The organism is Bacillus cereus group sp. BceL062, from assembly GCF_051780025.1.
Classification (GTDB): Bacteria; Bacillota; Bacilli; order Bacillales; family Bacillaceae_G; genus Bacillus_A; species Bacillus_A toyonensis.
The window spans coordinates 846,080-871,548 of sequence record NZ_JBPWGY010000001.1; the positions used below are offsets into that span (position 1 = coordinate 846,080).

The window sequence follows — 25,469 nt, forward strand, 5'->3', positions numbered from 1 at the left end:
TAAGATTATATTTTTTTGTAACACCCTTGCATTTCCATATTCAATATATGTCTCTATTGGGTACGTGAAATTACTTATGTATTGCGAATAATCCTTAATGTTTCAAAATAGTTTCATAAAACTTGTCATACTCTTTATAGTATTGGATTTTTAATTTTTCTATTAAACTTGTATCTGGTGAAATAATTTCAATTACGTCTGTACTTATATACAACAAATAAGTATCGTTATAAAAAGAAATATAAGCTTGCTGACCACCATTAACGACATACTTGCAATACTTATATACTTCATCTTCATGGACACCTTTAATCGTAGTAAATATGATTGTACTTTCAAGATCATCAATGTCTACTTGCGTTTCGGTCCAATTTTTAATCTTCATGAACCTTCCAATTTTTGTTTTCTCCTTTACTCTCTTACTTTTACCATATGTTATATATCCGGAAATAAATGAAACGTCAATTGTATCGGGGCTTTTAAAAAGTTCAGTCAGTATCCCTCTTAATTCCCTCAAATTCCCCTCAAATAATTCTATATCGAATCTAATTCTATTTTTTTCCTCCACTTGAAAAAATGGTGTAGCTGTCATATCTTCAAAATTCACATTTAATATTTTCATTCTTTCCATATAATCAATTCCTCGCTTCATATACATAAAAGTGTCTACATCATTTAATATAGACACCCTTTTACATATATAGTTTTAATACCGGCCTGTAAATTTAAAAATTTCATCAACAGCTTGCGTATACCCACCTGATTTTCGGAGAGACTCCTTCAAATTCAAAGCAGCTTCTTTATATGATGGATTACTTAATACTTTTTCTACACTTTTACTAAGTTGATTCGCAGTTAATCCTTGCATTTGCAATTTAACTCCTGCTCCGAGACTCTCCACTCGCTTTGCGATTACTGGCTGATCTGCACTTTGCGGAATTACAACGAGTGGAACCCCGTTATATAGCCCTTCATGCATACTGTTCATCCCGCCATGTGTAATAAATAATTTTGTATATGTAAGTAGTTCAGCTTGCGGTACATAGTTTTTCACAATGAAGTTTTTAGGAATATCACCTAAATCACATATTTTCGTTTTACTACCAATAGACATAACAATTGTATGTTTACTATTTTCAAATGCCTTCATACAAAGTTTATAAAAATTAATTGCTTCATTAAAAACAGTACCTAGTGAAATGTAAATCAGGATTTGTTCTTCAATTGAAGTATAATCAAAATCTTCATTTTCCCCTTGTGCAGAAATAGATGGACCTACAAATTTAAATGTTTCATTAAACGTATTACCAAAAGGTTGGAATTCCTTAATCGTATACACAATAGTAAGCGGTGCTGGATTACAGAAAACTTCATACGGTGAATTTATTTCAACACCATATTTTCCTGCAATTTCTCTAGTTAAGTTTTGAAAATCATTATGTATTCTATTCTGCACTTCCACTGGGATATTTTTAGAAAGATCGTCTAACATTTGTTTAAATGATTTTTCATCCTGCGCAAAAGATGTACAGGAATTTATGGCCGGAAGATTAAGAATTTGGGCAATTAAATGACCACAGCCAAACATAGAATCGTGGATCATGTAATCAAAATATTCTCCTTCAATTTGCTCTAAAACACTAGGTATTACAATATCTGCTGTATGTAGAAGGCCGTTTATTCTTTCCTGTAAATAATTTCGACCACCGGAAAGAAATGCTTGTATAAATTTTTGATCATCTATTGTTCGTACAGTAGCACCTGTCTTCTCAATACGCTCCCTGAAAGCCTCTATTGAAAAATATACGACCTCTTCACCGCGAGAAATCAGTTCTTCTACAACTTGTAATGTTGGATTTATATGTCCTTCTGATCCAGCGTTAATGAATAAAATACGTGCCATTCAAAATACTCCTTACATTTTAAAATTTCTATGTTGTAAAGAGTATGGATATTTTCCATACTCTTCACGGTATTTTATGTATCATTTTCCTGCTCAATTGACCTAGCAAGCCTAAAACCGAGATCGTCTATATGAAATGTAGGATGGCTACGACGGCGACAAGTCGCACCGCAACCCCTAGCTGCTTCAGCCCAACTACCACCACGAAAAATTCGGTACGATCCGTACACTTTTTCATCATACAAATCATAGCACCATTCCCAAACGTTTCCTAACATATCATAAAGTCCCCATGCATTCGGCTCTTTTTTACCGACGTCATGAATTTGTCCAATTGAATTTTCATTATACCACGCTATTTTCTGAAGTTCCCCATATGTATATCCCGTCGTACCTGCTTTACATGCGTATTGCCACTCTGCCTCAGATGGCAATCGGTAGCCGTCAGATTCTATATTACAACTAACCTTTTTTCCATCATCACTAATAGAATAATACGCTGTTAATCCCGCTTGTTTAGAAAGTAAATTACAAAAAGCAATTGTATCATTCCATGAAATATTTACAATTGGTTTATTACTATCTTTATCATTATTTAATGTAGGATTTGTAATGGCATTATATATTTCCATTGTTACAGCATACTTTGCAAGAAGAAATGGTTTTATTTGAACTTGCCATTCTTTTTTTATTCGATCATCTCTTAATACTACCTCTCCTGCTGGAATTTCCATCATATTAGAATCAATCGAGCGAATGAATGTATTCAATAGTATCCCCCCATATTACTTCTTTTTAAAATCTAACTACTTATCTTATCGTACTTCTTCAAAAACCGTTTCACTTCATTTGGAGATTTTAAAATAATCACTTCTTTTCCTTTACTTAATTGATCTAGTCTTTTTAAAATGGCAGGTTTTTTCTTATTCGGATACTCCCATATCCATTTAAAGAATTGTAAATCAAGTCTTTCTTCACATCCGGCACCCATATCCGGTCTTGTTTTATCTCGATATTGTACAATTCTTTTAAAAGCACGATAAACACAAATCGTTCTATGAATATCAAGAAAGATAATTGTATCCGCTGCATTCAGTCTTAAATCCATCGTCCCGCCATAATTCCCATCAATAATCCACTTTTCTTCTTTAATTAAGTTTTTTTGAACTTTTCTTTGTTCTTCTCGAGGAACACCTTCCCAGTTCGCTTTCCAAAACAATGCATCAAGATGATGCACCTTAATATTTAGTTTATTTCCTAACTTCTTTGCTAATGTAGATTTTCCTGAACCACCAGAACCAATTAATATGATTTTTTTCATATTCATACGGTCCTTACTATAGATTCTTCAATATCTTCCTTATTTGCAAAAATCCAGAAGAACATCTCTTCATTCAACTTTAATAAATTTGGTAACTGAACAAAATAAGTAATAAAGATAACTTGAATAGAAAGCATGACATACCAAATGGATTGTAGTTCTTCTCTCGTTAAAATGCTTTGTTTATAATATCCTTCAAAGATTTTGCTGACAATATGTAACCATTTCCCTCTTCCTGTTTCATCACTAAATAGCTCACTTAATATACTTGTACAGCAGTAGCATAAATCGAATACTCTTACATTGCTTTCTAAAAGTTCAAAATCTATAAATCCTTGAAATTCATTGTCATGAAAAATTACATTCGATAAGTGCATATCACGATGAATAATTTGTTTCGGTAGTGGGTGAACCGTTTCCTTGAAAACCGTACGTATTTGATCCATTTTTCGAACGACATTCCGATGGACAGATGCATTCTTTTCTAAAATTGGTAAGGCCCATTCGTATACCACTTTATACAATTCTCTTTTTATTAACTCGTTAGCACTTTTCACTGAATATAGTGCTTGATGTAAATTAGCTATCTTCTCTCCAATTGTACTTCCTAGCTCTTTTAGTTTTTCTGTATCTTTTATTTCTAAAACACTTCCACCAATATATTCGTACAAACAATAATACTTCTCTTTATAAAATACGTACCTTTCATCATTTCTCGTTTTTACTAGTTTTTGTACTTTAACTCCTTTTTCATCAAGCTGTTCTAATACATTTAGTTCAACTAGAAACTGTTTTATCGATCTCATTTCCTTTAAAATATACGCTTTATTATTACAATGAATCTTCGTTACATTTGGTTGAACTTCAGTAGTTGTGACATCTTTATCTTGAAACCAAAACTTTGCAATTTCTAATATATCCTCCATATACAAATACCCCTTTTAAAATTCACTTATTTCTTCCGTAACATAAATTCACAAAGCATTCCCACTCCAACACCAATTGTATAAGCGACTACATCACTCCACAAAAATCCGTAACCTAAAACGAGTCCCCCTATAGTCGTTGCACGAATATTATCAATCCAAGGTGCATGGTACAATTGGCTAATTTCAATCCCGTAGCAAAATATTAAACTCATAAAAGCTAATTTCTTCGTTTCTATTTTAGGAAACAAAAATCCGAATCCAACGAAAATCATTAATGCCCATAAAGCATCACCTAAGTAATCATTTAATAAATGAGGTAACGCAAAAGCAAACTTTCTAGAACTAAGACCTAACATAATAACAACTATAGTAAACATTACATATAGTAATTGATTTCGTTTTATATTCATTTCAAAAGCTCCTAATTCATCATGTAAAACTGCAAATAGCTAGTAAAATACAATCATTTTACTAGCTATTTATTACTTGCTTTCATAATAAGAAAATGTGGATTTGTACTTAAATAATGATATGATTTTCTGTCTACTTCTCTCATCTTTTCAATCGGCTTCGGTTCCACTATTTTTTCTAATACAAAATAGTTTGTTGTTTCATTGATTATGTCTTGGAGCGACCTCCTAAAAAAACTAACTTCTATTGTAATATTTGGTTTAACCCAAGTATCTACTAATAATTGTTTTTCAAAATAATCTTCACATGTAAACTTTGTGAAATCCATAAAAGGATGATGAACGGAATATATAAGTTCTCCACCCGGCTTCAATACGCGCTGAAATTCTTGAAATACTTGCGTCCAATTTTCTAAGTAATGAAGAGTTAACGAACTTACAATGATATCATACGTATTATTTTCAAATGGCAGTGTTTCTTGCAAATCGTGACAAAGGAACGTTGCTTTTTCTCCCATACTTTCTTTTACGGCTTTTACCATTTCAGGACTTATGTCAATTGCTGTAACGTTAGCCCCTCTTCCTACGAATTGAGAAGTATACCATCCAGCGGCACATCCAGCATCTAGTATTCTCTTCCCTTCTAGTTCCCTTGGAATAATCTCCATCATCGCAGGTCTTTCATAATAACTATTATATGGATTTGCCAAATCTACATTTTCTTTATATGTACTCGCTAATTTATCATACGTATCTTTGACTGCGTCTTTCATTATATCCACCCCTAATACATATTAATCCATTAACTCTTGCTGCTTTTTCTTTGAAAATGATTGTAGTACTAACTCATACGACCAATCGATCATTTTATTAATTTGCTCCTGTTCTACTCCCTTATGTATATACACTGTATTCCAATGTTTCTTATTCATATGATACCCTGGAATTATTGTGTCTGGATAATCTTCTCTTATTCGTAAAGCGAGCTCAGGATCACATTTTAATGTAATCGCAGCTTTTTCACCTTCTTCATGGTTCACTATCGCAAATATTTTATTATTGAGTCTCATACATGTTGCACTCCAGCCATCTGGAGAATCCTCTGTCGCTTTTCTTTTTGATAAACAATATGCTCTCGTTGCATTCATTTTAAATGGCACCTCTTATTCTTTCACTATTTGATTACGATGCATCACAATTTGCTTCGTCGCTTTAAATTGCTGTTCCCCATAAAACTTTATGAGTTTCTCTCCGCAAAATAGACTAACAATATCAATATGAGATATCTCTTCCAGTAACATTGTAAGCATATTCTTTCCAATGCCTTTATTTCTTACACTTTCATGTACGACAACATCTTCTATGTACGCTCGAAAAACACCATCTGAAACGACTCTAGCAAACCCAATTAACTCATTTTCTTTCCATACCCTAATTGCTATGCTATTCTTTAACATTTTTTCAATATCGATTTCTTTTCTTTCTGGCCACCAACCGACAGAGTCGTAAAGCTTCTTTATTTTCTCTGCACAAATTGGTCGTTCATGTTGTAATTTATACGTGTACATATTCTTTCTCCCATCAACTAGTATACATAATATTATTATATAATCTCTTTTCTAAAAAGTGTTGACTATACCCTTTCGGATGATCTTCAACGACACCATATTCTCGGTAGCCGTGCTTTTTATAAAATTCCGGTGCTTGGAAACTAAATGAATCTAGTAATATGAGTCTACATCCTTTTTCCTTCGCAATGTCTTCGATTTTATGTATCAGTTGACTTCCATAACCATCATGACGAACGGATTCATCAACCCATAAAAAATCGATATGAAGATGATAAAAATACATCGTTCCTGTTACGCCGCCAAAGATTTTCCCTTCCTCATCTTTCACTACAAGGCTTACTTGTTCCATCGGCTGCTTTACTTCATCTGTTAAGATGGACATATTATATTGAATGACTTTATTTCTAATGTATTCTCCTTCATTACGAGTACCATTCTCTATGTGTTTCATATATATTTCTTCCTTTCAACTTAGTAAATTACATCTAATTTTTATTTCGCCTTTTTAAAATACTAATGAATACAAATCCACCATATGTAACAAAACACGAAAAACCAATTATCCCAGGTACAGAGACCTAGCCTGTTCGTACATAACTTATAACTGCAAAACTAATAATTAACATTATTATAGATGGCCAAAATATTAGAGCCGTTTTTCTTCGTCTCTGTTTCGATGTACGTTCTTTCTCTTCAGAAACACGTGTACCAAAAAGCGATACAATACAAATAAGAATCGCTGCAAAGTAAATGGTATCTAATGACAAATTGTGATCATATAGTGCGATTCCAACTTCAAGAGCAATAATCGTTACAATTAAAATAATAATTGTTGAAGTCTTTAAGTTTCGTTTCAATCGCTCACTCCTAGCATGCTTTCACTATATGCTTTGTATATGTATTTCAAAGCTGTTGTAATTGTTTCATCAACCTCTATATTATGAACTCGCTCGGGTAAATCTTTTCCTCCAATTACATAAAGAAACGGGAATTCGTTAAACATTCCCATTATACCAATATTTATTATAGCTGTAGACAATCCACCTGTCATATGAGCTAAATGATAATACGGTATATTTTCATAATCCCCTTGTTGTCTTACCATTCCATTAATAATTGGTTCCCATACTGCTGGTTCTACTTTATATTCTTGAAAAATATGTACTAAAAGCGAAAGAACTTGATTTAATTCTCCAACATTTTTCTAATCTCTAGCATTCTCATGTATATAAATTTTTGAAAAATACGTTTGGGCATTTATTTTCACAGCATCCCATCCACCGCAGTGCTTTACAACCGAGTGAGCAATATAACTGTCGTGACAAGCTATCATCACTTCTACTGCTTTACTAAGTGTTAAAGTACTTCTTCCTTGTAGATGCGGATATAACTGTGCACTATCTTCGTGTGGATGAAATTTAATGTGATGAAGTATATCATTCCAATTACGTTTATTTTCCTTCACCATTTGTGCTGCTACAAATCCAATTACTACTTTTGCTGACGATGTTAATGGAATATATAATTCACTATTATATGAAGTAATTATACATTCGTTTTTTGTAGAATAAATAGCTACTCCTACATGACCAACATGTATCTCTTTCATTTTTTAAATGACAGTTTCCATTTCCATTCCTCTTTTCACATCGTTATATCACCTCCTAATAATTCAATATGGAATATAAAAAACCTTTTTGACAGGTTATATTTGTAATGACAATTAGAAAAAGGTAGCATGAATTACTCCTTGCTACCTAAAACGTTCATTTTCACGAAAGACTTTTATTCTTCTATAGGATTTTCAGGCCCGTTAAGCTCCAATTGATAAAAGGCTAAATTCAGCCATCTATTAAACTTATAACCAGCTTTTTGTATTGTTCCAGCATGAACAAATCCATAATTTTGATGCAAGGCTATACTTTTCTCGTTTTCCGCATCGATTCCAGCAACTAAGGTCATATATTCTCTTTCTTTTGCGGTTGCGATTAATTCTTCCATCAAAGAGGAGCCAATGCCATTTTTTCTATATTCCTTATCAACATACACAGAATGTTCAATTGAATATTTGTAAGCAGGCCACGCTCTAAATGAGCCGAATGTCGCAAATCCCACTACTTTATTATCTAGTTCATATACGAAAATTGGATAGCCATCAGCTTTTTTTTGTTCAAACCAATCTATTCTATTTTCAAGGGTTACAGGTTTATACTTTATACAGCTGTTGTATAAAGTATCGCATCATTATAAATGTCTAAAATATATGCTACATCTCTTTTCGTTGCTTCCCTGATCATTGTTTTCTTCCTTCCCTAATGCTTATCTTCTTTCACTATATTTTTAATAATTTTATTTTACCGAAATTTCTGTTTTATTTCCACATACGAATACTTGATTTTCGGAAACCATCAAATATATTAATCGCAGCGGACAACGTATAAATGATAATTCCACCGCCAACTAACCACGTTTTAAATCCTTCTGGGGAAATAGTAAACACATTTGCCAAATACGTAATAAATCCTTCGTTAAATATATATGGATTTACTACAATTACAATGAATACTATCGTTCCGACTACTTGAAGAATACCATTTCCAATTGCCAATCTTTTCGTCCATTGTCCTTGTACTAACTTATAAAGAGATATAGCTACTTCAAAAACAATCACAACCAAAATAATCGGCCAATATTGAAGTAAAACATCTTGATTAAACGTTGGCGCGATAAACTTCAGTCCGTTTTCCGTACCATTATATACGCCTACAAGATGGTTTGCATAAAAGTAAAGGGTAGCCCATATTGCTGTCCACATTAAACCTCCAAAAACTTCAAACTTTGAGATTGCCTTTTTCTTCGGGATATACGAGATATTTTTCAAATCATCTGGCGTCCATTTTTTTAAACTTGTTGTTAATGGGTGTGGATCCTTTTCTTTATCAGTTCTTTCTAAAACAGCAAATACAAGTGTCAACCAGAAAAACACATGGAGGCCTACTTCAACAATTTCCCCAATGCCTTTACCTATCAATTTTAAAATAACATCTAATACTGCTTGATTACCAGTATAGCCTATAAAATTTTCTGCAACCATTGCAATGAGTGCGATAACAGCTGCAATTGGTATAATCATTTTTAATAACGTCGTATATACATCAAAATAACGTGGTCCAATTAAATGCATCGGTCTATCCAAATACCCATTAGCCAATGAAACCGGACTTCCCAATTTTTCGAGAACGCTCTTCACATCATCCTCATTATAATCGTCTGGTAATATATCCTCTATTGTCGACCGTAGCTCAAGCGTAATATCTTCACGATTTTTTTCAGGTAATCTCTTCGCCACTTCTTGGACGTACATATCAATCAAACTCAAACTCATTCTCGTCCTCCTCCTTTAATAGGTTATAAAGTTCTTTCGAATCCTTTATCCACTCCTTTTTCAATTGTAAAAATATCTCTAGTCCATATTCACTTAAAACATAATACTTACGAGGTCTACTCTCCGTTTTATCCCAACTACTCGTAACTAGTTTCTGCTTTTCTAATCGACGAAGTAGTGGATATAAAGTACTTTGATCAATTGTAATCCCTGATTGCTCCAATAATTGGACAAGTGAATATCCATACTGCGGCGTTCTTAATTGGCTTAAAACCGCTAATGTCAATGTCCCTCTTCTTAACTCAGTAATTAATGAATTTAATAAAGTATCCATTCACCCACCTCATTTTTATTACTATATGTCATACAGTATATGTTTTATACTATGTATCGTACAGTATTCGTGTGACAAAAACAATTATCATTTACCAAAAAACGGATAAAAAAAGCACGAACTATACGATTTGTGCTTTTCTAGCTAACTTATATATTTATAACACGCTTAACTTTGTACCTCTGGTAATATAAACTCTCCTTTTTCTTTAGGAAATGGGATAACCCCTACAATCGACTCAACATTGATTACTCCATATACATGCGGGTATTCTTGACCATTTGAAGCAAGTTCATATTCTATTTCTGCTTTTACCAAGGATGGATTTATTGTAAGTAATAAAACCTCTTCTTCATGAAAGAAATGTTTTTCTGCAACCTTTAAAGCTTGTTCAAATAATGAACAATGAATAAACCCCTCTTTTATAAGTGACTCTTCATGAATTTCTCCAATTGTTTTTGCGATTTCCCATTTTCTTTTTGTTATTACTTTTGTAATCATAGCTTTTCCCCTTTTTTAATATATGTAATGATATAATAACACTAAAATTTCCAACAAATGATTAGTTGATTGGAGAATCTCAATGGATAAAAAATTAGAAGAGATCATTGTAAAATCATTTTTTACTAAGCGCCTTCAAAATAGAGTACTATTTGAGCTTTCTTCTTCAAAAAAACGTAAAGATGCGATCGGTCGACTTTGCCATAATTACAGAACTACGTTACGTGAAGAATATATGATTGAAATTCCTAAGCCTAATTCTTGTCCAATTGATATAGGAGATCTGTTAAAAAAACATGGGGCTGTTGATTCTTGTTACGCCATATTTTGGGACACAAAAATCGATGGAAAAACACTCCCTTTGCTGGACGCATTAGAGGCTGCTGTTGGAATGGGAATGCCTTCTATTCTATACTCAATTACAAATCAAGTTGCGTATTTTGAAGCAGAACAAGAAACACTTCCATCACCAAGATTTATACTTAAACGCACATATTAATGCATATAACTCCATTGCACTTTTTTTACTTTATTATATTATTTAAATAACCGCTCAGGTCGTTAATTCATCTAGCTTTTAAATATAAAAAAAAGGATTTTCATATCCTACTAGAAAATCCTCTTTTTACATTTATTTTAATCCTTCAATTAAAGGCGACGCTTCACCGCTATGGAAAATCCATAAATCATGCAGTGATCTCGTACATGCGACATACAGTAACTTCGCATCATGCTTTGTATTTTTATAATGTTCTTCATCAACATCTATTAGAATTACAGCGTCAAATTCTAAACCTTTCGCTAAATATACAGGTACTACTGAAATACCACCTTCATATTTACTTTGATTTGCTTCAATGACATTTACCGTCAATCCTGCATTCGTTAATTTCTCATACATACCGCGGCATTCATCATCTGTTCTACCTATTACCGCAATTGTTTTCACATCTTCATTTTGCAAATGCTTTATTGTCTTCAAAACTTCAGTAAATTGATCTTCTGCATGGATTACTTTTACGTCTTCACCGCTACGGAAAACTGGTGTTGCGAGCCCCACTGGTATTTCTGCATTTTTAATTATTTCATTTGCGAATTCAATAATTTCTTTTGTAGAACGATAACTTCTAGTCAATTCAAAATAACCTGTTTCTTGGAATACTTCCTTAAATGCGTTCCAATCTTCAATTCCTTGGTAATCATAAATCGCTTGTGATAAATCACCTAATATAGTGAAAGAATTACCTAGTGTAATTTCTTTTAATACATACACTTGAAATGGCGAAAAATCTTGCGCTTCATCAATAACGACATGATGAAACTTCTGACCGATTTCAATACCTGTTATGCGATGATGGATGTAAATTAAGGCAGGTAAATCTTCTACATACACTTCTTTTTTACGACAACTCTTTTCTGTTTCTTTAACAAGTTCTTCAGGTAAAACTTCGAGTATTTCTTTACTTTTCAATATTGAACTATACAGTGAAAGAGCACTCATTTTTGGCCAAAACTTCATATATGTGTTCAATCTCTTAGTCGCTTCTTTTTTGAGCAATTTTTTCTCGTTCGTTTCCCCAAACTTTTTAAGTTCAATTTCAATCCAGCGCTTCATGCGGCCTACTAAACGTTCTCTTCTTTTCTTTAGTGGATAATGTTTATATTCAACTTGCATCCATTTTTTAATGTCTTCCACTGGAATAATCGCTTTATCCCACGCCTCAAAATCGTTTGTCGGAACTAAGTCATTTTCAAATTGAATCATTCTCTCTTCAATAAACGCCTTAAATTCCAGTGTACCCTTTAATTTACCGAGCATTACCTTACTTTCATGACGATTAATTGAAAATGCTTCCTTCAATTTCTCTTCTGTTTGCTTTAGTTTCACTGAATCATCTAACGTACGCAATGCCCAATCTGGAAACGTTGTTTGACTAATATTCCCTACCCCTAATTCAGGCAGTACACTCGAAATATAATCTAAAAACAAGCTGTTCGGAGCAAATACAATCATTCTTTCTGCCTCTAACTGTTCACGGTATTCATAAATTAAAAAAGCAAGGCGATGTAAAGCGATTGTTGTCTTTCCACTCCCTGCAACCCCTTGAATAAGTAATGGTAAATTTCTTTCCGCTCGAATAATATCATTTTGTTCCGATTGAATCGTTGAAACAATATCCTTTAGTTTATTATCTTTATTCTCACCTAATCGATATAGAAGAAAATCATCGGCATGCGATACATCTTCATTTCCTTTCACATATGTATCAACAACACGTTCAAGTTCTCTTTTACGAATGGAAATATTTCGTTTTAAATACACATCACCTTCAACTAACCCATCTGGTGATTGATAAAACGCTAGTTCTTCTCCACCGGTAAATGAATAAAACATACTTGCGACAGGCGCTCGCCAATCGATAACAATTGGTTTCATCGTGTCCTTATCTGAAACACCTACTTTACCGATATAAATCGGCATAACTTGTTCTTTTCCATCCTCTTGAAAGTCTAGTCTTCCAAAATACGGCTCTTCCACACCGATACGTAAGTTCTGTCTATTTGACTCCCTCATGCTTTCAAGAATTTGCTCTTTAAAATCTTCTCCATAATAAACCGGGATTTTTTCAAGCTGTTCTAATTGATCATCCATCGTATGTAAAGTATCCCTCATTTTTTGTAACTCATCTTCAAATATGTTGCTCATTTCGACGATTCCCTCCTGTCCGTTCTAATTTTTCAGTCGAAATACAATTGTATTAAAAATCCATTCGCAAAGTCAATAGTTCTAGTGAGAATTTTCTAAAATATAAAAGAGTAACCATTAATCCCTACTCTGCTTTGCTTTAATTCGATATAACATATTTAAAACATTCTTTATTAATTTGAGAAGTTCAATTAAAAGAAACAATAAAAAGCAGATAATGAAATATTTCATTATCTGCTTTCCAATTTTATATAGTTACTTCTATTATACTTTTTGATATAAAAGCCAATCCCCAGAATCAATCACTTTCTTTAACATCTTTTTATCCTGAGCAATATACACATACGCATGTATTTCCGTATCAGCAACATACACTGTTTGCGTTATTCGGTCATATAAATCAGTCTCTGCATTACCTGTATATTCTTCTAGTTCATCTAACTTATGCAAAACATCATCATTTACTTCATAAACTTCCCCATATACCTTTACTTCATTAGAACAAATCATGGCCGGATATCCTTCGTTTGTATCAAATAATTCCCCATACGTCCATGCTCCGTCTGCGATGCATGTTGCACCTTGCATATAATGAGCATTCGTTTGCCCTCTTCTTAACGTGCCATAAACGAAAACATGATACATAAATCCCTATCCCCTTTATATGTCTCTACTTTCTTATTTGTAAATAAGCACGGATCATAAAGTAACTCACTTCATTTGGAAGCTGTTCTTTAATAGATTTCAAACCACCTTCTGCATTTTGTACAGCAGTTTCTATAAGAGATTCATACTCTTTTGGTACAAAACTTTGCCAATCTACTTCCATCCCATCCTCAAAAGAGCGAATTAAATGGTTTTCAATTGTTTGTCTTGATAGATCACGTTCTTTTGCAATCTCATTTAGGTCAATTCCTTGTTTATACATTTCATACGTTTCCAAATGAGAATTCGCTGAAGCTTTTCCTGATTTTTTACGCTCAGAAACAACTTCTGTCTTAATTGTTTCTGCATAGTTTGGATTTTCATCAATAAAATGCTGAACTGCTTGTAAGAAGTGCGAGCCATACTTCACAAGTTTGTGTTCTCCAATACCTTTTACTGTTAACAGTTCGGAATCATTTCGCGGCATTTTTGCACACATATCTTTTAATGTTTGGTCAGAGAAAATAACGAACGGAGGTACACCTTCTCCTTGTGCGATTTCTTTACGCACTTCACGCAACACTTCAAATAAAGGATGATCTTGGACGATTTGTCTCGTCTCTACTCGTTCTTTTCGTAGAACATTCTCATTACCAAGTAATACTTCTTTCCCTTTTCCCGTTACTTTTAATGTCGGATACGTACCATGTTCAACTGCAATTAACTCATCTGAAATTAAAAACTCTATAAAGTCACTCACTTCTTTTACACTACGGTTTGATAAAAGGCCATACGTTGGTAAAGTATGAAAATTAAATTCAATAACTTTCTTATTTTTCGATCCAGTTAATACTTGTGCAATCATTTGTTTTCCAAATCGTTGGTTCGTTCTAATCATACAGGATAAAACCATTTGTGATTCTCTCGTCACATCGATGCTCTCACGGTCGTCCGTACAATTACCGCAGCGTCCACAATCTTCTTTCGGTTCTTCTCCAAAGTATTGCAAAATGAATGATTGTAAACATTGTTCTGTATGACAGTAATCAGTCATATTTTGCAATTTTTCAAGTTCATTCGAAAAACGTGATTCTCCTGTTGATTGATCAATTAAAAAGCGTTGTACTTGCACATCTTGAGAAGAATATAACAAAATACATTCACTATCTAATCCGTCACGACCAGCACGTCCTGCTTCTTGATAGTAACTTTCCATATTTTTTGGCAGCTGATAATGAATAACGTAACGAATATTCGATTTATCAATACCCATTCCGAATGCAGATGTCGCTATCATTACACTTACTTCATCTCGTAAAAAGAGTTCTTGTTGCTCATTTCGATCATGATCACTCATACCAGCGTGATATTTTGATATCGAAACTCCCGCTTTCATTAAATCTTCATACAACTGATCAACTACTTTTCTAGTAGCTGCATATATAATCCCTGATTCCTTTTGATTTTGACGAATATAATCCGCTAAATAAGCATTACGATCCTGTCCTTTAATGACAGAAAATGATAAGTTCTCACGCTCAAAAGTTGTCATAATTGTATTTTCTTGATTAATTTCAAGCGTTTTGCAAATATCATCACGTACTTGCGGAGTTGCTGTCGCTGTTAACGCTAATACGAGCGGTTTTTCTGGGAGATAATCTAGTATACGATGTATATGTAAATAACTTGGACGGAAATCATGTCCCCACTGCGAAATACAGTGCGCCTCATCAATCGCAATCATCGGGATTTTCATATCGATAAGTTGATCAACAAACTCCATTGAATCAAGACGCTCAGGAGCGACATAAAGTAACTTATAATGCCCTTGTTTCGCTAATTGAATTCTATGATTAGCTTCTGTCATTGAAATAGAACTATTAATATACGTAGCGGATATACCGTTTTGTATTAGTGTATCTACTTGGTCTTTCATAAGTGAAATCAAAGGTGATATTACTAACGTCGTTCCTTCGAATACTAATGCGGGAATTTGATAACAAATTGACTTACCTCCGCCCGTAGGCATAATGCAAACTGTATCTTTCCCCTCTAATACATTTTTAATTGTTTCATCTTGCCCTCTTCGGAATGACGAATAACCGAAATAAGACGCTAAAAGTTCTTGTGCTTTTGTAAACAAAAAAGATTCACCTGCTTTTCTTTATCTTTCATCTACTTCTATTATATCATCACTTATGCGACTTGAAAGCGATGAATAAATGCTTATTATTTTTTCATTATTCTATATTTCACCTCGTATTTAATATTAATTAGCATCGGTGTTTTGTATGTTTCACAACATTTAAAACATACATCCATTACACATGAAGAAAGCATTTCAATTTAAATATTCATTTTATTGCCCTTTCTTGAATACTACTAATCGTATACATATAAATGCAGGAGGTTACTATATGAAGCATCGTAATATGAGTTCCATCAAAGCAAAAACAAAACAACTCCAATTCTCTAATAATGATGCGTGGAAATATGAATCATATTATAAGTACCAGCCCTTATTTTCTTATAGGAATTTTTTGAATTTTCTTTCTCAACTTTTTAGACGTTAATATATGCGCAAAAAATAGATCATTCACAGAAGTTTTCTCAATATGAAACGTATAGACTTACTACAATTCAGTTGCTACCATATATAATAATCTGTTGGATAAACCCCTTAAGTTGACCTGCTCATATTAGCAGGTCTTTTTCATGATTACATATTTCTGTGCACTTCAATTTCACTTCCAAGTCTTTTCTCCATTTTATAACCAGATTTAAATCCCAACAATTCATGATAATCATAAAAAGTAAAATATAAATTGTTCACATGTAATTATGCAATTCTTTTTTCTCAATACACAAAACGCATTTTACTTGTTACTATAAAAGTACTCCAGATGAGTTTTTGCTCATCTACATTATCTAGTTAATGGGGCCTGCCGCGGGAAGCAGGTCCCTTTGACTTTATTAAAGTTCCATTTTCATTTGGACACATTTACCAGGTTTTTTTTAAAGAATTTTATGATAATATTACGTAGTCGAGTCCGACATCTCGGCAATACCCTTTAGAGGCTCTGCAACTTCCCTTGCAGAGCCTCTTTTACTTTATATTCAACTTATTTATATATATCACAATATCATTCATTGAATTTCTCCATTTCAAATTACCTGAAAATTATCTAGGACACGTAACTAAAAATAAATCTTTATCATACTTTGAGTTATACATGTTCAAAGGAGTGTTACTTTTTATGTATTCTTATTGGCAATCGTATTACTCCCCCTATCATAACCTTTATGTAAACTATGATTTATCCGTACGTAACTACCGAATAAGTAAAAACGAGAATTTTTTAAAAGGATATATGCGTTCTTTATGGGAACAACACGTCGCTTGGACGAGATTGGCTATTATAAGTATTGTCTTTAATTTACCCGATGTTAACGTTACTGTTGGACGGCTTCTACAAAACGCAACACATATGGGACTATCACTTGAGCCCTTCTATGGCGAGGATGCAGTAAAGAAATATAGTGCATTAATTAAAGATCATTTAGTAATTGCAGCCGATCTTGTGAAAGCCGCAAAAGCTGGTGATCAAAATGCAGCTGCCGCTATAGAGAAGAAATGGTACGCTAATGGTGATGAAATTATTGAATTTCTTCACAGTATCAATCCACATATAGATAAAGAGGAATTTAGAAAAATGTTTTATGAACATTTAGCACTAACGAAAGCAGAAGCGCTTGCCTTCCTAAATAAAGATTATGAAGCAGGGGTAAAACTTTACGATAAAATTGAAAAAGAAGCATTAGAAATGGCCGACATGATAACAAACGCAATCGTAAAACAATTCCCGCAAGTATTTCAATAAACTGAGACGTTAACCAGTGGTGGGTTTGTACATCCCCACCGATTACTAACCCAGACCAATCAGGGTTTCACGAGCATTTTATCTCCCGCCTAACTTCTCTACTTAAGCTGAATTTCAAGGTGTGATTCTTACTTCTCGTCAGTGCGGGATAAAAATAAGCATAAGCCGATTTCAAAAAAAAATCGGCTTATTTAGCTTTCTCTCAATGTTATTTCGCCTCTCCTCTTTACATTTAACGTATATCGATATATTTTATTTATATCCGTTTTTTATAGGAGGAAATAGTTTGATTAACGCCATCGGTCTCGTATTTATACTCACAAATAAACACGAGAAAAAGAAGAAAGTGTATTTGAATGAAAAATTTGCATTAATAGACATTATTGATTCTAAAGAGGTAATTGATGATGAAGGTAACTCATTAGTAGAACTCACTTGTAAATACAGTATATATTTAGATGAAAAATACTACTGTAAATCTCTCGATGATTATACTGGACAAGTATTCCCCTTTTTAAGCGCTAAAATAGGAAAAGGACTTCTTAGAAATTTAAATTATTACTTTTCTTACGTTGATGCCTATGATAAAAAACCACCTGTTAAAGAAATAAGACCGCTTATGAAACAAGTAACGAACAGATAACAATAATCATTCAAAAAGAAAGCATCTAACTTCTGATGTTTTCTTTTTTGAATCAACAACTTGTTGCCTTCCATCCTCTTCTAAAGGTATGTATCCAGGCATACTTTAAATTAAAAACATTGGAGGATTAGACTGAATGAAATACTCAGAAACAATTGTTAGTAAAAGACTTCGGACACTAAAAATGTCTAGTATGTTTATCATGCTAGTTTTAATCGCCTGGCTTGGATATACAAAATTACTTTATGAAAATGGATTTCTTCAAGAAAAAAAGAATTCAGTAGAAGTAATGAATACTAGCATTACAGGAGAAATTGAACAGATTTTCCATGTGAATTTACAAGGTTATCGTAAAACAAACATTGATGCCGTTATAGCTGAAAGTAAAACCGACCCGAGCGAGCTATCCTTACTTGAGCTCGTTAATACATCTTGTTCACGAGATTGCATAAGTGAACCAATAACATACGTAAACGCAAACAATGGCTATATTTTTTATAAAGAATCTGGCGGAACTAATGTAGCTATAAAAATTAAAAAGCGAGATACATGGGAAATTGAAAAAAAATTAGTTCAAGATGGAATATAAACTCATAAAATAAAAGAGTACGTAAAGTACTCTTTTATTATTAATACCCTTCCTGTTTACAATGGCATTTCGGTTTCTCTTTACAATGACATTTTTCGCAATCACACTTCGGCTTTTCCTTGCAACGACACTCGTCACAATCACATTTCGGTTTCTCTTTGCAGCAACATTCGTCACAGTCCCTGCGTTTACATCTACATCTTCCAAACATTAAATCATCCCAAAATGAACGTCCACAATGACAATGATTCCCCATGAATATGCTTCCTCCTCAATAGAATTCATCATATTCTATGTTTAAAAGTAGAAAAAGGCTTGTTTACTAGTCTATTTTCTACTTTTAAACAATAGTTTTTTAAGTATTACACTTTCTTAAAAATTTTCTATTAAATATTCGTAGGAAATATTGCAAATAAAAAAGCCCAATGCTTGGGCTTTACATTCATGTATATTTTCTTACTTCTCGTTCATAATAATAGGTAACTACTACGTTAACTAAATATGAAACACCACTACTATAGTTCCTTTACCTCCGCCACAGCTCCTTTCAACCTCTGCAGCATATACCCGATCCCTTTACATCCTTCTAACGGATATGTAATGATTTCTTCTGGATATAACTTTGTGACTACTTTTTTATGCTTCTTTCCCGCAAGCAAAACAATTTCGTCAAACTGTATTAAACCTTTATCAATCATCTGTTTTTGTAGTTGCTCTATACTAATAACTTCATCACTCTTCGAATCAAATGCAAGATCATAGTTTTCTTGTACAATATCATTCGGCTTTAAAAATCCATGCTTTGCTGATAAAATAACCCAATCATCAAAAAACTCAGTTGCGTACGCCTGACATGCTTTCCCGAAAGGACTAATATATACATTCTTCGCCTCAGTAGGTCCATAATCTACATACTTATCCCAGATTTTCTTCTTTCCACATGGGATTATACATAATCTTTTCATCTATATTTTTTACCTCTTTTCTTCCTTATGTTAAATCAATTATTTCATACATTTCCCTCGCAAAATACTATATAATAATTCCAAACGTCACAATTGAATATTTTACCATATTTATATCGATTTCCACTCATATTTCACTTCTTTTCAGAAGCATAGTCCAATTTTTTTCGTTCTACATCTACGTAGTACACTGCACTCTTTACAAATATAATACTACTTCATAAACATTTTGTGAGCTTAATCTTCAAAACGAATCATAAAAATTTTAATATATGAATATATTTATTTTATTGTTTTTTTAAAGGAGGTGAACAATAATGAAAAATATTATCCCTGCACTATTCGTCTATTTTATCGTTTGTGTTATTGTTATGATTATTCCAGCATCTGAAGGCTATAATTCTATTAGTTGGAAGTTGTTTGTTGGGCAAGCGTACGCAATACCCATTTTCCTCATTACTGCTGTTATTACATTTTATATAAACAGGAAAAAGTCTTACGAATAAAGTGAAACTTTAATCCGTGAGGGTTTTCTTCATCCCCCACGGATTATTGGCCTTCACCCATCGGGCTCTTACGGACAGTTGATCCCTCACCTAACTTCTTTACTTTCGCTGAACTTTGAGGTAATGCTCTTACTGTCCGTTAATGCGGAATAAACAGTTATAAGGATAGCTAATGCTGTCCTTATTTTCATACCAGTATCCTATGTAACAAATAAAAAAGACAAGTAGCCATCCGACTACTTGTCCTTTTTGCTAATCAGTACTGAATAGTATTAAGCTTGGAATGCTTCAGTTAATACTGGTACGATTTGTTTTTTACGAGATACAACACCTTTTAATGTAGCTGTATTGTTTTCTAGAGATACGTTGTATGCTTTCTCAACAACGTTTGCTGCTTTACCGATCGCAAGACCGACAGAATCGTTAGTTAAGATATCAGTTACAACGAATAAGAATAGGTCTAAACCTTTTTCTTCTACTACTGCAGAGATAACTTTTTCAAGTTCCGCTTGGTGTACAAGAACGTCGTTAGTATCAACAGCGTTTACTTGTGCAATTTCAACTTTCGCGTTAGCCATTTGGAATTCTTTAGCATCAAGAGAGATTAATTGCTCCATTGTTTTTCCGCTTAAGTCAGCACCAGCTTTTAACATTTCTAAGCCATAGCTATCTGCATCTACACCAGCGATTTCCGCTAATTCACGAGCTGCTGCTACGTCTTGTTCTGTGCAAGTTGGAGATTTGAATAATAAAGAATCTGAAATGATTGCAGATAACATTAAACCTGCAACTTCTTTACGAATTTTAACGCCATTTTCTTTGTACATTTTGTTTAAGATTGTAGCTGTACATCCAACTGGCTCACAACGGTAGTAAATAGGATCGCTTGTTTCAAAGTTAGCAATACGGTGATGATCGATTACTTCTAACACACGAACAGATTCGATATCGTTAGCACTTTGTTGACGCTCGTTATGGTCAACTAAAATAACGTTGTCCACTTCGCTTGCAACTGTCTCAACAAAACGCGGTCCTTCTACTTTAAAATAGTCTAACGCAAATTGAGTTTCACCGCTGATTTCGCCTAAACGTACAGGCTCAGCATTCATTCCTAATTCTTTTTTCAATTCTGCATAAGCAATTGCAGAACAAATTGCATCTGTATCTGGGTTTTTATGCCCGAAAACTAGTACTTTTTCCATGTTTTCCACCTCTTCATGAAAAGGATATCTTAAAGAAGCAAATATGACAATATTTAAAGCCGAATTTTTTATAAATAATTGTACTTTCCTCTATATTTTTCATAAAAAAGATCATCTAAAATGAATTAGATGATCAAAATGTATATTTAATTTAAAATAGTGTAGGAACTTGCACTGCATTGTTAAATGCAACATTGGAATTTAAACCATTATTCACAAGATTCACATCAATAACTTGATAAAATGCATTTCCAGTGTCCGCAATCTCCCAAACAGCTAAAATAAGATGGTAGCCACTACGATCAGTTGGTACATTTGCTTCATGCGTTACTGTTGTCCCCGGTCTAACTCCGCCATCATTTTTCACATAGAACGGCACTATATCTAAACTAGACCTTGTTAAAGGCATATTTGGATTCCAATCCTTCTTTGTAATGTAGTATTTCCATTCTTTCGTACTATGAGGAGCCGTTAGTTTCCACTTGAATGTATTCGTCCCGCCGTTTAACGTAATTTTCTTCCACCTATCCACTGATTGAGCGTCTAAAGCAGGAAAATGACCAGCACCTGCAATTTGTCCATCAGAAGGTCCTAATTGCGGAAAGCCGCCTATTCCTTCTACACTTTGCGGTTCATATTGAACTGGACCGCAATTTACATTTACTCCTTGCTTACATAAATAAGATCGGCTCGCTGGTGATTCTACATACCCATGAGCTGAAGCCTTTTCTGAAAACCCAAATGTTAATAATCCCGTAAGTAATATCCCACCACTTAACATAACCTTTTTCATCTTTTGTAAACTTGTCTTTTTCATTCTTTCATCCCCTTCCCAAAAATGAAACGAAAATAACTATAGTTGCCTAGTCATCTTCTCTACATCCATTATAAGTGGAAGAGCATTACTAAAAGAACCCTCTAAAAACTTTCTCAAATTCGTTTAACTACAACAATATCAATTCTTCACGCATTTTAATTACCAGTTATCACATCTATTATTTATTTTGTCGTTTTATTGTTAACTACTTACAATTATATATCACAGTGTAGCGCTTAAAAAAGTTTGATTACATTAACTCTATAAACCTAGATAAAATAATAAATAGAAAAAGTGGGTTTTGAAAAAGGTTGATTATTACTTGATCCTTGTGCCATTAAAGCGTGCAATTACGAATTTGGCAAAGGTAGTCTAGTTATCAAATAGCCCTCTCCCTCTCAGATTTGCGGAAACTGGCTCCTTTCCTATCTCACGTGCCCATATAGACAACTGGCCGATATGATGGATTTCGTGGACAATGACATGACGTATTAACTCTCCGTGTGTACATTCAATGACTCGGCGCCTAATTGGTGCGTCTCTTGAGCTAATCGGCTCTTCCTTGAAGTCAGCTTTTGAAAGTTTCCGAGAATCCATTTCATTTGTCCAAGAAGTCACAAACGGCTTCACTTTCTCGTGGTATTGAGCTGAAAGATTTTTCACTTTTTGTAAGCTGGCATACTCTTCAAACACTGGTTCCTCAGGGACTGATTCACCGCGCAACCCTAAGATCCACATACATTCCACATCTACAATATGAAATAGGGTATGTAGTATACTGCCGAACCCACCGACCCGTTTCTTTACCAGTTCTTCAGCCGACATGTCTTCGCACCATGTAAACCAATCATCACGAACTTGCCAGTTATATTGAAACAGTTTCAACATCACAGCAACCTCCATCTTTTAGATTAATATTTACTATTCACCAAATGGCTTCAAAATCCCTATTTTAATACTACCTCTTAAAAACCTGTTAAACTCTTATATAAACTGGACTTCAAATTGAACGTTCAATTTGAAGTTAAAGAATGAAAAGAAAAAACTAAATCATTTTATAATAAATAACCGTTGCATCTAACTCACCATCCGGAGAAATTGCATACCCCGGTATTTTACCGGATTCTTGAAAGCCTAATGAATTGTACAATCTATTGGAAGGGTCTCCTTCTCTAGTATCTAATACTAAAAGAGATCTGTTTTCTAGTTTCGCTCTTTCCTCTGCTTTTTGCATAAGTGAACGTCCAATACCGTTACGTCTAAAATTCGGATGAGTCATTAACTTGCAAATCTCAGCTCTATGGGTCCCGTTAGGCTTTGTAACTAAATGTAATTGAACACTTCCTGCCACTTCATTGTTTATTTTAGCAACATACAATATTACTTCTGGTGCTAATACCGTTTGCCAATAATTTGTTGCTTCTTTTTGTTCCAGTGGAGGTAAAAAACCAATTGATGCCCCATCATCTACAACCGTTGTCAAAAGTTTAGAAAGATCTTCAATCTCATTTTCTAGTTGCTTCATTTCTTCAATTACTAAATTTCGCATTACTTTTCCCCCTTTTGTTTTCATTTTAACAATTTTTATAGCAGGAATAATTAAATATTAAGATGAAATTAATTAAGATACGATTTTTTAGAGAAAGGATCACTATATGAAATATATATTAGACAGGAAATACGCAAGAAAATTACTGGATTGGGCATATGAACAAAACCCAGGTCCTTGGTTCGAACATTCAATTCATGTTGCCAATGCAACTGAAAAAATAATTGTAGAACTTATAAAAAACGGGTATGACTTAGATGTTGATATAGCATACAATGCCGCTCTCCTGCATGATATAGGAAGATATAAAGGTTTTACTAAATCTGTTATTCATTCCTATGATGGTTACATGTATATGAATGATTTAGGGTATACAGGAAACGCCGTTATATGTGTGACGCATTCATTTCCTTGCAAAAATGAGCATATAGATATCGCAGCAGAGTGGAGCCTTGTTCCTGATTATATGAAAAGCCGGTTAATTGAAATATTGAATGAACATAGTGACTATGACTTATACAATAAAGTAATTACTCTTTGCGACGCTCTCGCTGATGCAGATGGTTTTACTACGCTTGAAAGAAGATTGGTTTCTGTTGGTTTACGTCATGGCACAACCTCTCATACTTCTTTACATTGGAAAGGATTCTATACAATTAAGAATGAATTAGAATCTTTAATTGGGAAGAGCATATACACCCTTCTCCCTGATGTAGAGAAATCAATTTATAAGCATACAGAATATTAAAACAAGCATAACTTAAAAACGATACAATTTGTAAGTATGCTTCTAAAAAACTCATTTAAAAGTGGAGGGATTACTTATTAGTAAAATAGGATTTGACTTAATAAATCATGAAGGTAACTTAAATATTGGATATGAAGATATAGTTGATATCTCTAGGAAATGTAAATTTTCTAACTGTTCACATACAAATGAACCACAATGCGCGGTTAAAAAAGCCATGTCTGATGGAATTCTTTCTGAAGAAATATTTAAAAATTATTATAGATATTTAAACGAGGCACAATATGTTTCTAAGCAAAGAAATAAAACAAAAGCTATCGACTATATGAAGCAATTGAAACTTTTTCAAAAAAATTAGGATAAACTAGAAAACCCTCCTTAAAATATTATTTTAAGGAGGGTTTTCTAGTTTAATGACTTTGATTTTTTAATTCCACCATACACTCTTGTACTAAAGTTACTGCTTGGCTCATTGCAGCTCCGCCAGCAAACGCGGCCGAAACACCACAAGTTTCTAAAATTTCTTTATCAGAACATCCTTGGTCAATACATCCCTTTGTATGATAAATCGTACAATATTCGTCTTGTGTTGCTAAACTAATCCCTAATGCAATAAGCTGTTTTTCTCTTTTAGTTAATGCCCCCTCCTGAAAACACGCTTGTGTAAAAGCGTTATAGGTTTCTGCAATTTCAGGAATTTGTTTTGTGAAATTCCCAATACCTTCTTTGTAATGAAGTAATACATCATTTATAGAGCCAAATTGTTGATTTTCCATCGTATATCCTCCATTCATTTTATTTACACTTACTTTAGTATGAGATAAAATGAATGATATATACAAATACTCACTTTAAAAATAGAA

The 25,469-nt window shown here is 33.4% G+C and carries 30 protein-coding genes and 3 pseudogenes; 7 read left to right on the top strand and 26 right to left on the bottom strand.

Annotated features, from left to right (window positions below; all coding sequences use genetic code 11):
- Positions 1-94 precede the first annotated feature (94 nt).
- The 16 genes and pseudogenes from ACS2MN_RS04235 to ACS2MN_RS04310 form a co-directional block, all read right to left on the bottom strand.
- Positions 95-631, bottom strand: a complete 537-nt coding sequence (locus ACS2MN_RS04235; protein WP_043322988.1) for a hypothetical protein — start codon at positions 629-631, stop codon at positions 95-97.
- A gap of 75 nt (positions 632-706) precedes the next feature.
- Positions 707-1,903, bottom strand: coding sequence for a macrolide family glycosyltransferase (locus ACS2MN_RS04240; protein WP_346994817.1), 1,197 nt, complete (start codon positions 1,901-1,903; stop codon positions 707-709).
- 74 nt (positions 1,904-1,977) lie between these two features.
- Positions 1,978-2,673: a formylglycine-generating enzyme family protein gene (locus ACS2MN_RS04245; RefSeq protein WP_001091309.1), complete on the bottom strand. Its 696-nt coding sequence runs from the start codon at positions 2,671-2,673 to the stop codon at positions 1,978-1,980.
- Between the two features lie 32 nt (positions 2,674-2,705).
- Positions 2,706-3,224: a DNA topology modulation protein gene (locus tag ACS2MN_RS04250; protein ID WP_043322991.1), complete on the bottom strand. Its 519-nt coding sequence runs from the start codon at positions 3,222-3,224 to the stop codon at positions 2,706-2,708.
- Positions 3,225-3,226: 2 nt separating this feature from the next.
- Positions 3,227-4,150, bottom strand: a complete 924-nt coding sequence (locus ACS2MN_RS04255; RefSeq protein WP_087951095.1) for a phosphotransferase enzyme family protein — start codon at positions 4,148-4,150, stop codon at positions 3,227-3,229.
- A gap of 26 nt (positions 4,151-4,176) precedes the next feature.
- Positions 4,177-4,563, bottom strand: a complete 387-nt coding sequence (locus tag ACS2MN_RS04260; protein ID WP_001022592.1) for a DUF2809 domain-containing protein — start codon at positions 4,561-4,563, stop codon at positions 4,177-4,179.
- 65 nt (positions 4,564-4,628) lie between these two features.
- Complete coding sequence (locus ACS2MN_RS04265) at positions 4,629-5,336, bottom strand: class I SAM-dependent methyltransferase (protein WP_000650686.1); 708 nt, start codon at positions 5,334-5,336, stop codon at positions 4,629-4,631.
- A 21-nt stretch (positions 5,337-5,357) separates the two neighbouring features.
- Complete coding sequence (locus tag ACS2MN_RS04270; protein ID WP_000994617.1) at positions 5,358-5,711, bottom strand: MmcQ/YjbR family DNA-binding protein; 354 nt, start codon at positions 5,709-5,711, stop codon at positions 5,358-5,360.
- A gap of 15 nt (positions 5,712-5,726) precedes the next feature.
- A complete protein-coding gene (locus tag ACS2MN_RS04275) occupies positions 5,727-6,131 on the bottom strand; it encodes a GNAT family N-acetyltransferase (protein WP_098710106.1) in 405 nt (134 codons plus the stop codon).
- A 13-nt stretch (positions 6,132-6,144) separates the two neighbouring features.
- Entirely contained in the window at positions 6,145-6,585 is a 441-nt protein-coding gene (locus tag ACS2MN_RS04280; RefSeq protein ID WP_346994816.1) for a GNAT family N-acetyltransferase, read from the bottom strand.
- Between the two features lie 34 nt (positions 6,586-6,619).
- A pseudogene (locus tag ACS2MN_RS04285) lies at positions 6,620-6,991 on the bottom strand (hypothetical protein).
- Positions 6,988-7,743 (bottom strand): annotated as a pseudogene (locus ACS2MN_RS04290) (serine hydrolase). Before ACS2MN_RS04290 ends, ACS2MN_RS04285 begins: the two co-directional pseudogenes overlap by 4 nt.
- A gap of 176 nt (positions 7,744-7,919) precedes the next feature.
- A pseudogene (locus ACS2MN_RS04295) lies at positions 7,920-8,431 on the bottom strand (GNAT family N-acetyltransferase).
- 74 nt (positions 8,432-8,505) lie between these two features.
- Positions 8,506-9,513 carry an HAAS signaling domain-containing protein gene (locus ACS2MN_RS04300; RefSeq protein WP_438894667.1) on the bottom strand — a complete coding sequence of 336 codons (1,008 nt, stop codon included), beginning with the start codon at positions 9,511-9,513 and terminating at the stop codon, positions 8,506-8,508.
- Positions 9,500-9,853: a PadR family transcriptional regulator gene (locus tag ACS2MN_RS04305; protein WP_000380298.1), complete on the bottom strand. Its 354-nt coding sequence runs from the start codon at positions 9,851-9,853 to the stop codon at positions 9,500-9,502. Before ACS2MN_RS04305 ends, ACS2MN_RS04300 begins: the two co-directional genes overlap by 14 nt.
- A 168-nt stretch (positions 9,854-10,021) precedes the next feature.
- The gene (locus ACS2MN_RS04310) at positions 10,022-10,354 is read right to left on the bottom strand and encodes a DUF952 domain-containing protein (protein ID WP_346994815.1); all 333 of its coding nucleotides are present in this window, start codon (positions 10,352-10,354) and stop codon (positions 10,022-10,024) included.
- Positions 10,355-10,436: 82 nt separating this feature from the next.
- Here ACS2MN_RS04310 and ACS2MN_RS04315 point away from each other — a divergent pair, with 82 nt between their 5' ends.
- Positions 10,437-10,853: a hypothetical protein gene (locus ACS2MN_RS04315; RefSeq protein WP_346994814.1), complete on the top strand. Its 417-nt coding sequence runs from the start codon at positions 10,437-10,439 to the stop codon at positions 10,851-10,853.
- A 132-nt stretch (positions 10,854-10,985) separates the two neighbouring features.
- Here the strand turns inward: ACS2MN_RS04315 and ACS2MN_RS04320 are convergent, their stop codons facing one another.
- From ACS2MN_RS04320 to recQ, 3 genes are all read right to left on the bottom strand, one after another.
- Complete coding sequence (locus ACS2MN_RS04320; RefSeq protein ID WP_346994813.1) at positions 10,986-13,061, bottom strand: HelD family protein; 2,076 nt, start codon at positions 13,059-13,061, stop codon at positions 10,986-10,988.
- A gap of 264 nt (positions 13,062-13,325) precedes the next feature.
- Positions 13,326-13,706 (bottom strand): gamma-glutamylcyclotransferase family protein, encoded by a 381-nt coding sequence (locus ACS2MN_RS04325; protein WP_000274911.1) that lies wholly within the window; start codon positions 13,704-13,706, stop codon positions 13,326-13,328.
- A 25-nt stretch (positions 13,707-13,731) separates the two neighbouring features.
- Entirely contained in the window at positions 13,732-15,849 is a 2,118-nt protein-coding gene (gene recQ / locus ACS2MN_RS04330; protein ID WP_000494301.1) for a DNA helicase RecQ, read from the bottom strand.
- A gap of 1,114 nt (positions 15,850-16,963) precedes the next feature.
- Between recQ and ACS2MN_RS04335 the strand changes: the two genes are divergently transcribed.
- From ACS2MN_RS04335 to ACS2MN_RS04345, 3 genes are all read left to right on the top strand, one after another.
- A complete protein-coding gene (locus ACS2MN_RS04335) occupies positions 16,964-17,587 on the top strand; it encodes a hypothetical protein (RefSeq protein WP_000287706.1) in 624 nt (207 codons plus the stop codon).
- 286 nt (positions 17,588-17,873) lie between these two features.
- A complete protein-coding gene (locus ACS2MN_RS04340) occupies positions 17,874-18,230 on the top strand; it encodes a hypothetical protein (RefSeq protein WP_000606238.1) in 357 nt (118 codons plus the stop codon).
- 136 nt (positions 18,231-18,366) lie between these two features.
- Positions 18,367-18,819 (top strand): hypothetical protein, encoded by a 453-nt coding sequence (locus ACS2MN_RS04345; RefSeq protein ID WP_000877597.1) that lies wholly within the window; start codon positions 18,367-18,369, stop codon positions 18,817-18,819.
- On the opposite strand, the gene ACS2MN_RS04350 is transcribed toward ACS2MN_RS04345, so the two are convergent.
- Positions 18,799-19,026, bottom strand: coding sequence for a hypothetical protein (locus ACS2MN_RS04350; RefSeq protein WP_023440958.1), 228 nt, complete (start codon positions 19,024-19,026; stop codon positions 18,799-18,801). The genes ACS2MN_RS04345 and ACS2MN_RS04350 overlap by 21 nt on opposite strands.
- 308 nt (positions 19,027-19,334) lie before the next feature.
- Complete coding sequence (locus ACS2MN_RS04355; protein ID WP_000824892.1) at positions 19,335-19,784, bottom strand: DUF6884 domain-containing protein; 450 nt, start codon at positions 19,782-19,784, stop codon at positions 19,335-19,337.
- 317 nt (positions 19,785-20,101) lie between these two features.
- Between ACS2MN_RS04355 and ACS2MN_RS04360 the strand changes: the two genes are divergently transcribed.
- Positions 20,102-20,290 carry a DUF4017 family protein gene (locus ACS2MN_RS04360; RefSeq protein WP_000789479.1) on the top strand — a complete coding sequence of 63 codons (189 nt, stop codon included), beginning with the start codon at positions 20,102-20,104 and terminating at the stop codon, positions 20,288-20,290.
- 272 nt (positions 20,291-20,562) lie between these two features.
- Here the strand turns inward: ACS2MN_RS04360 and ppaC are convergent, their stop codons facing one another.
- The 4 genes from ppaC to ACS2MN_RS04380 form a co-directional block, all read right to left on the bottom strand.
- Positions 20,563-21,492, bottom strand: coding sequence for a manganese-dependent inorganic pyrophosphatase (gene ppaC / locus ACS2MN_RS04365; RefSeq protein WP_087951088.1), 930 nt, complete (start codon positions 21,490-21,492; stop codon positions 20,563-20,565).
- A gap of 151 nt (positions 21,493-21,643) precedes the next feature.
- Positions 21,644-22,309 carry a lytic polysaccharide monooxygenase gene (locus tag ACS2MN_RS04370; protein ID WP_000753782.1) on the bottom strand — a complete coding sequence of 222 codons (666 nt, stop codon included), beginning with the start codon at positions 22,307-22,309 and terminating at the stop codon, positions 21,644-21,646.
- A gap of 372 nt (positions 22,310-22,681) precedes the next feature.
- The gene (locus ACS2MN_RS04375; protein WP_000915559.1) at positions 22,682-23,197 is read right to left on the bottom strand and encodes a DinB family protein; all 516 of its coding nucleotides are present in this window, start codon (positions 23,195-23,197) and stop codon (positions 22,682-22,684) included.
- Positions 23,198-23,354: 157 nt separating this feature from the next.
- Positions 23,355-23,858 (bottom strand): GNAT family N-acetyltransferase, encoded by a 504-nt coding sequence (locus ACS2MN_RS04380; protein WP_001245267.1) that lies wholly within the window; start codon positions 23,856-23,858, stop codon positions 23,355-23,357.
- A gap of 106 nt (positions 23,859-23,964) precedes the next feature.
- On the opposite strand from ACS2MN_RS04380, the gene ACS2MN_RS04385 reads away from it, so the two are divergent.
- Together ACS2MN_RS04385 and ACS2MN_RS04390 are read left to right on the top strand one after the other, a co-directional pair.
- Positions 23,965-24,606 carry an HD domain-containing protein gene (locus ACS2MN_RS04385; RefSeq protein ID WP_000874098.1) on the top strand — a complete coding sequence of 214 codons (642 nt, stop codon included), beginning with the start codon at positions 23,965-23,967 and terminating at the stop codon, positions 24,604-24,606.
- A 61-nt stretch (positions 24,607-24,667) separates the two neighbouring features.
- Positions 24,668-24,964: a hypothetical protein gene (locus ACS2MN_RS04390; protein WP_000398688.1), complete on the top strand. Its 297-nt coding sequence runs from the start codon at positions 24,668-24,670 to the stop codon at positions 24,962-24,964.
- Positions 24,965-25,016: 52 nt separating this feature from the next.
- Here the strand turns inward: ACS2MN_RS04390 and ACS2MN_RS04395 are convergent, their stop codons facing one another.
- The gene (locus tag ACS2MN_RS04395) at positions 25,017-25,382 is read right to left on the bottom strand and encodes a carboxymuconolactone decarboxylase family protein (protein ID WP_000431411.1); all 366 of its coding nucleotides are present in this window, start codon (positions 25,380-25,382) and stop codon (positions 25,017-25,019) included.
- Between the last annotated feature and the right edge of the window lie 87 nt (positions 25,383-25,469).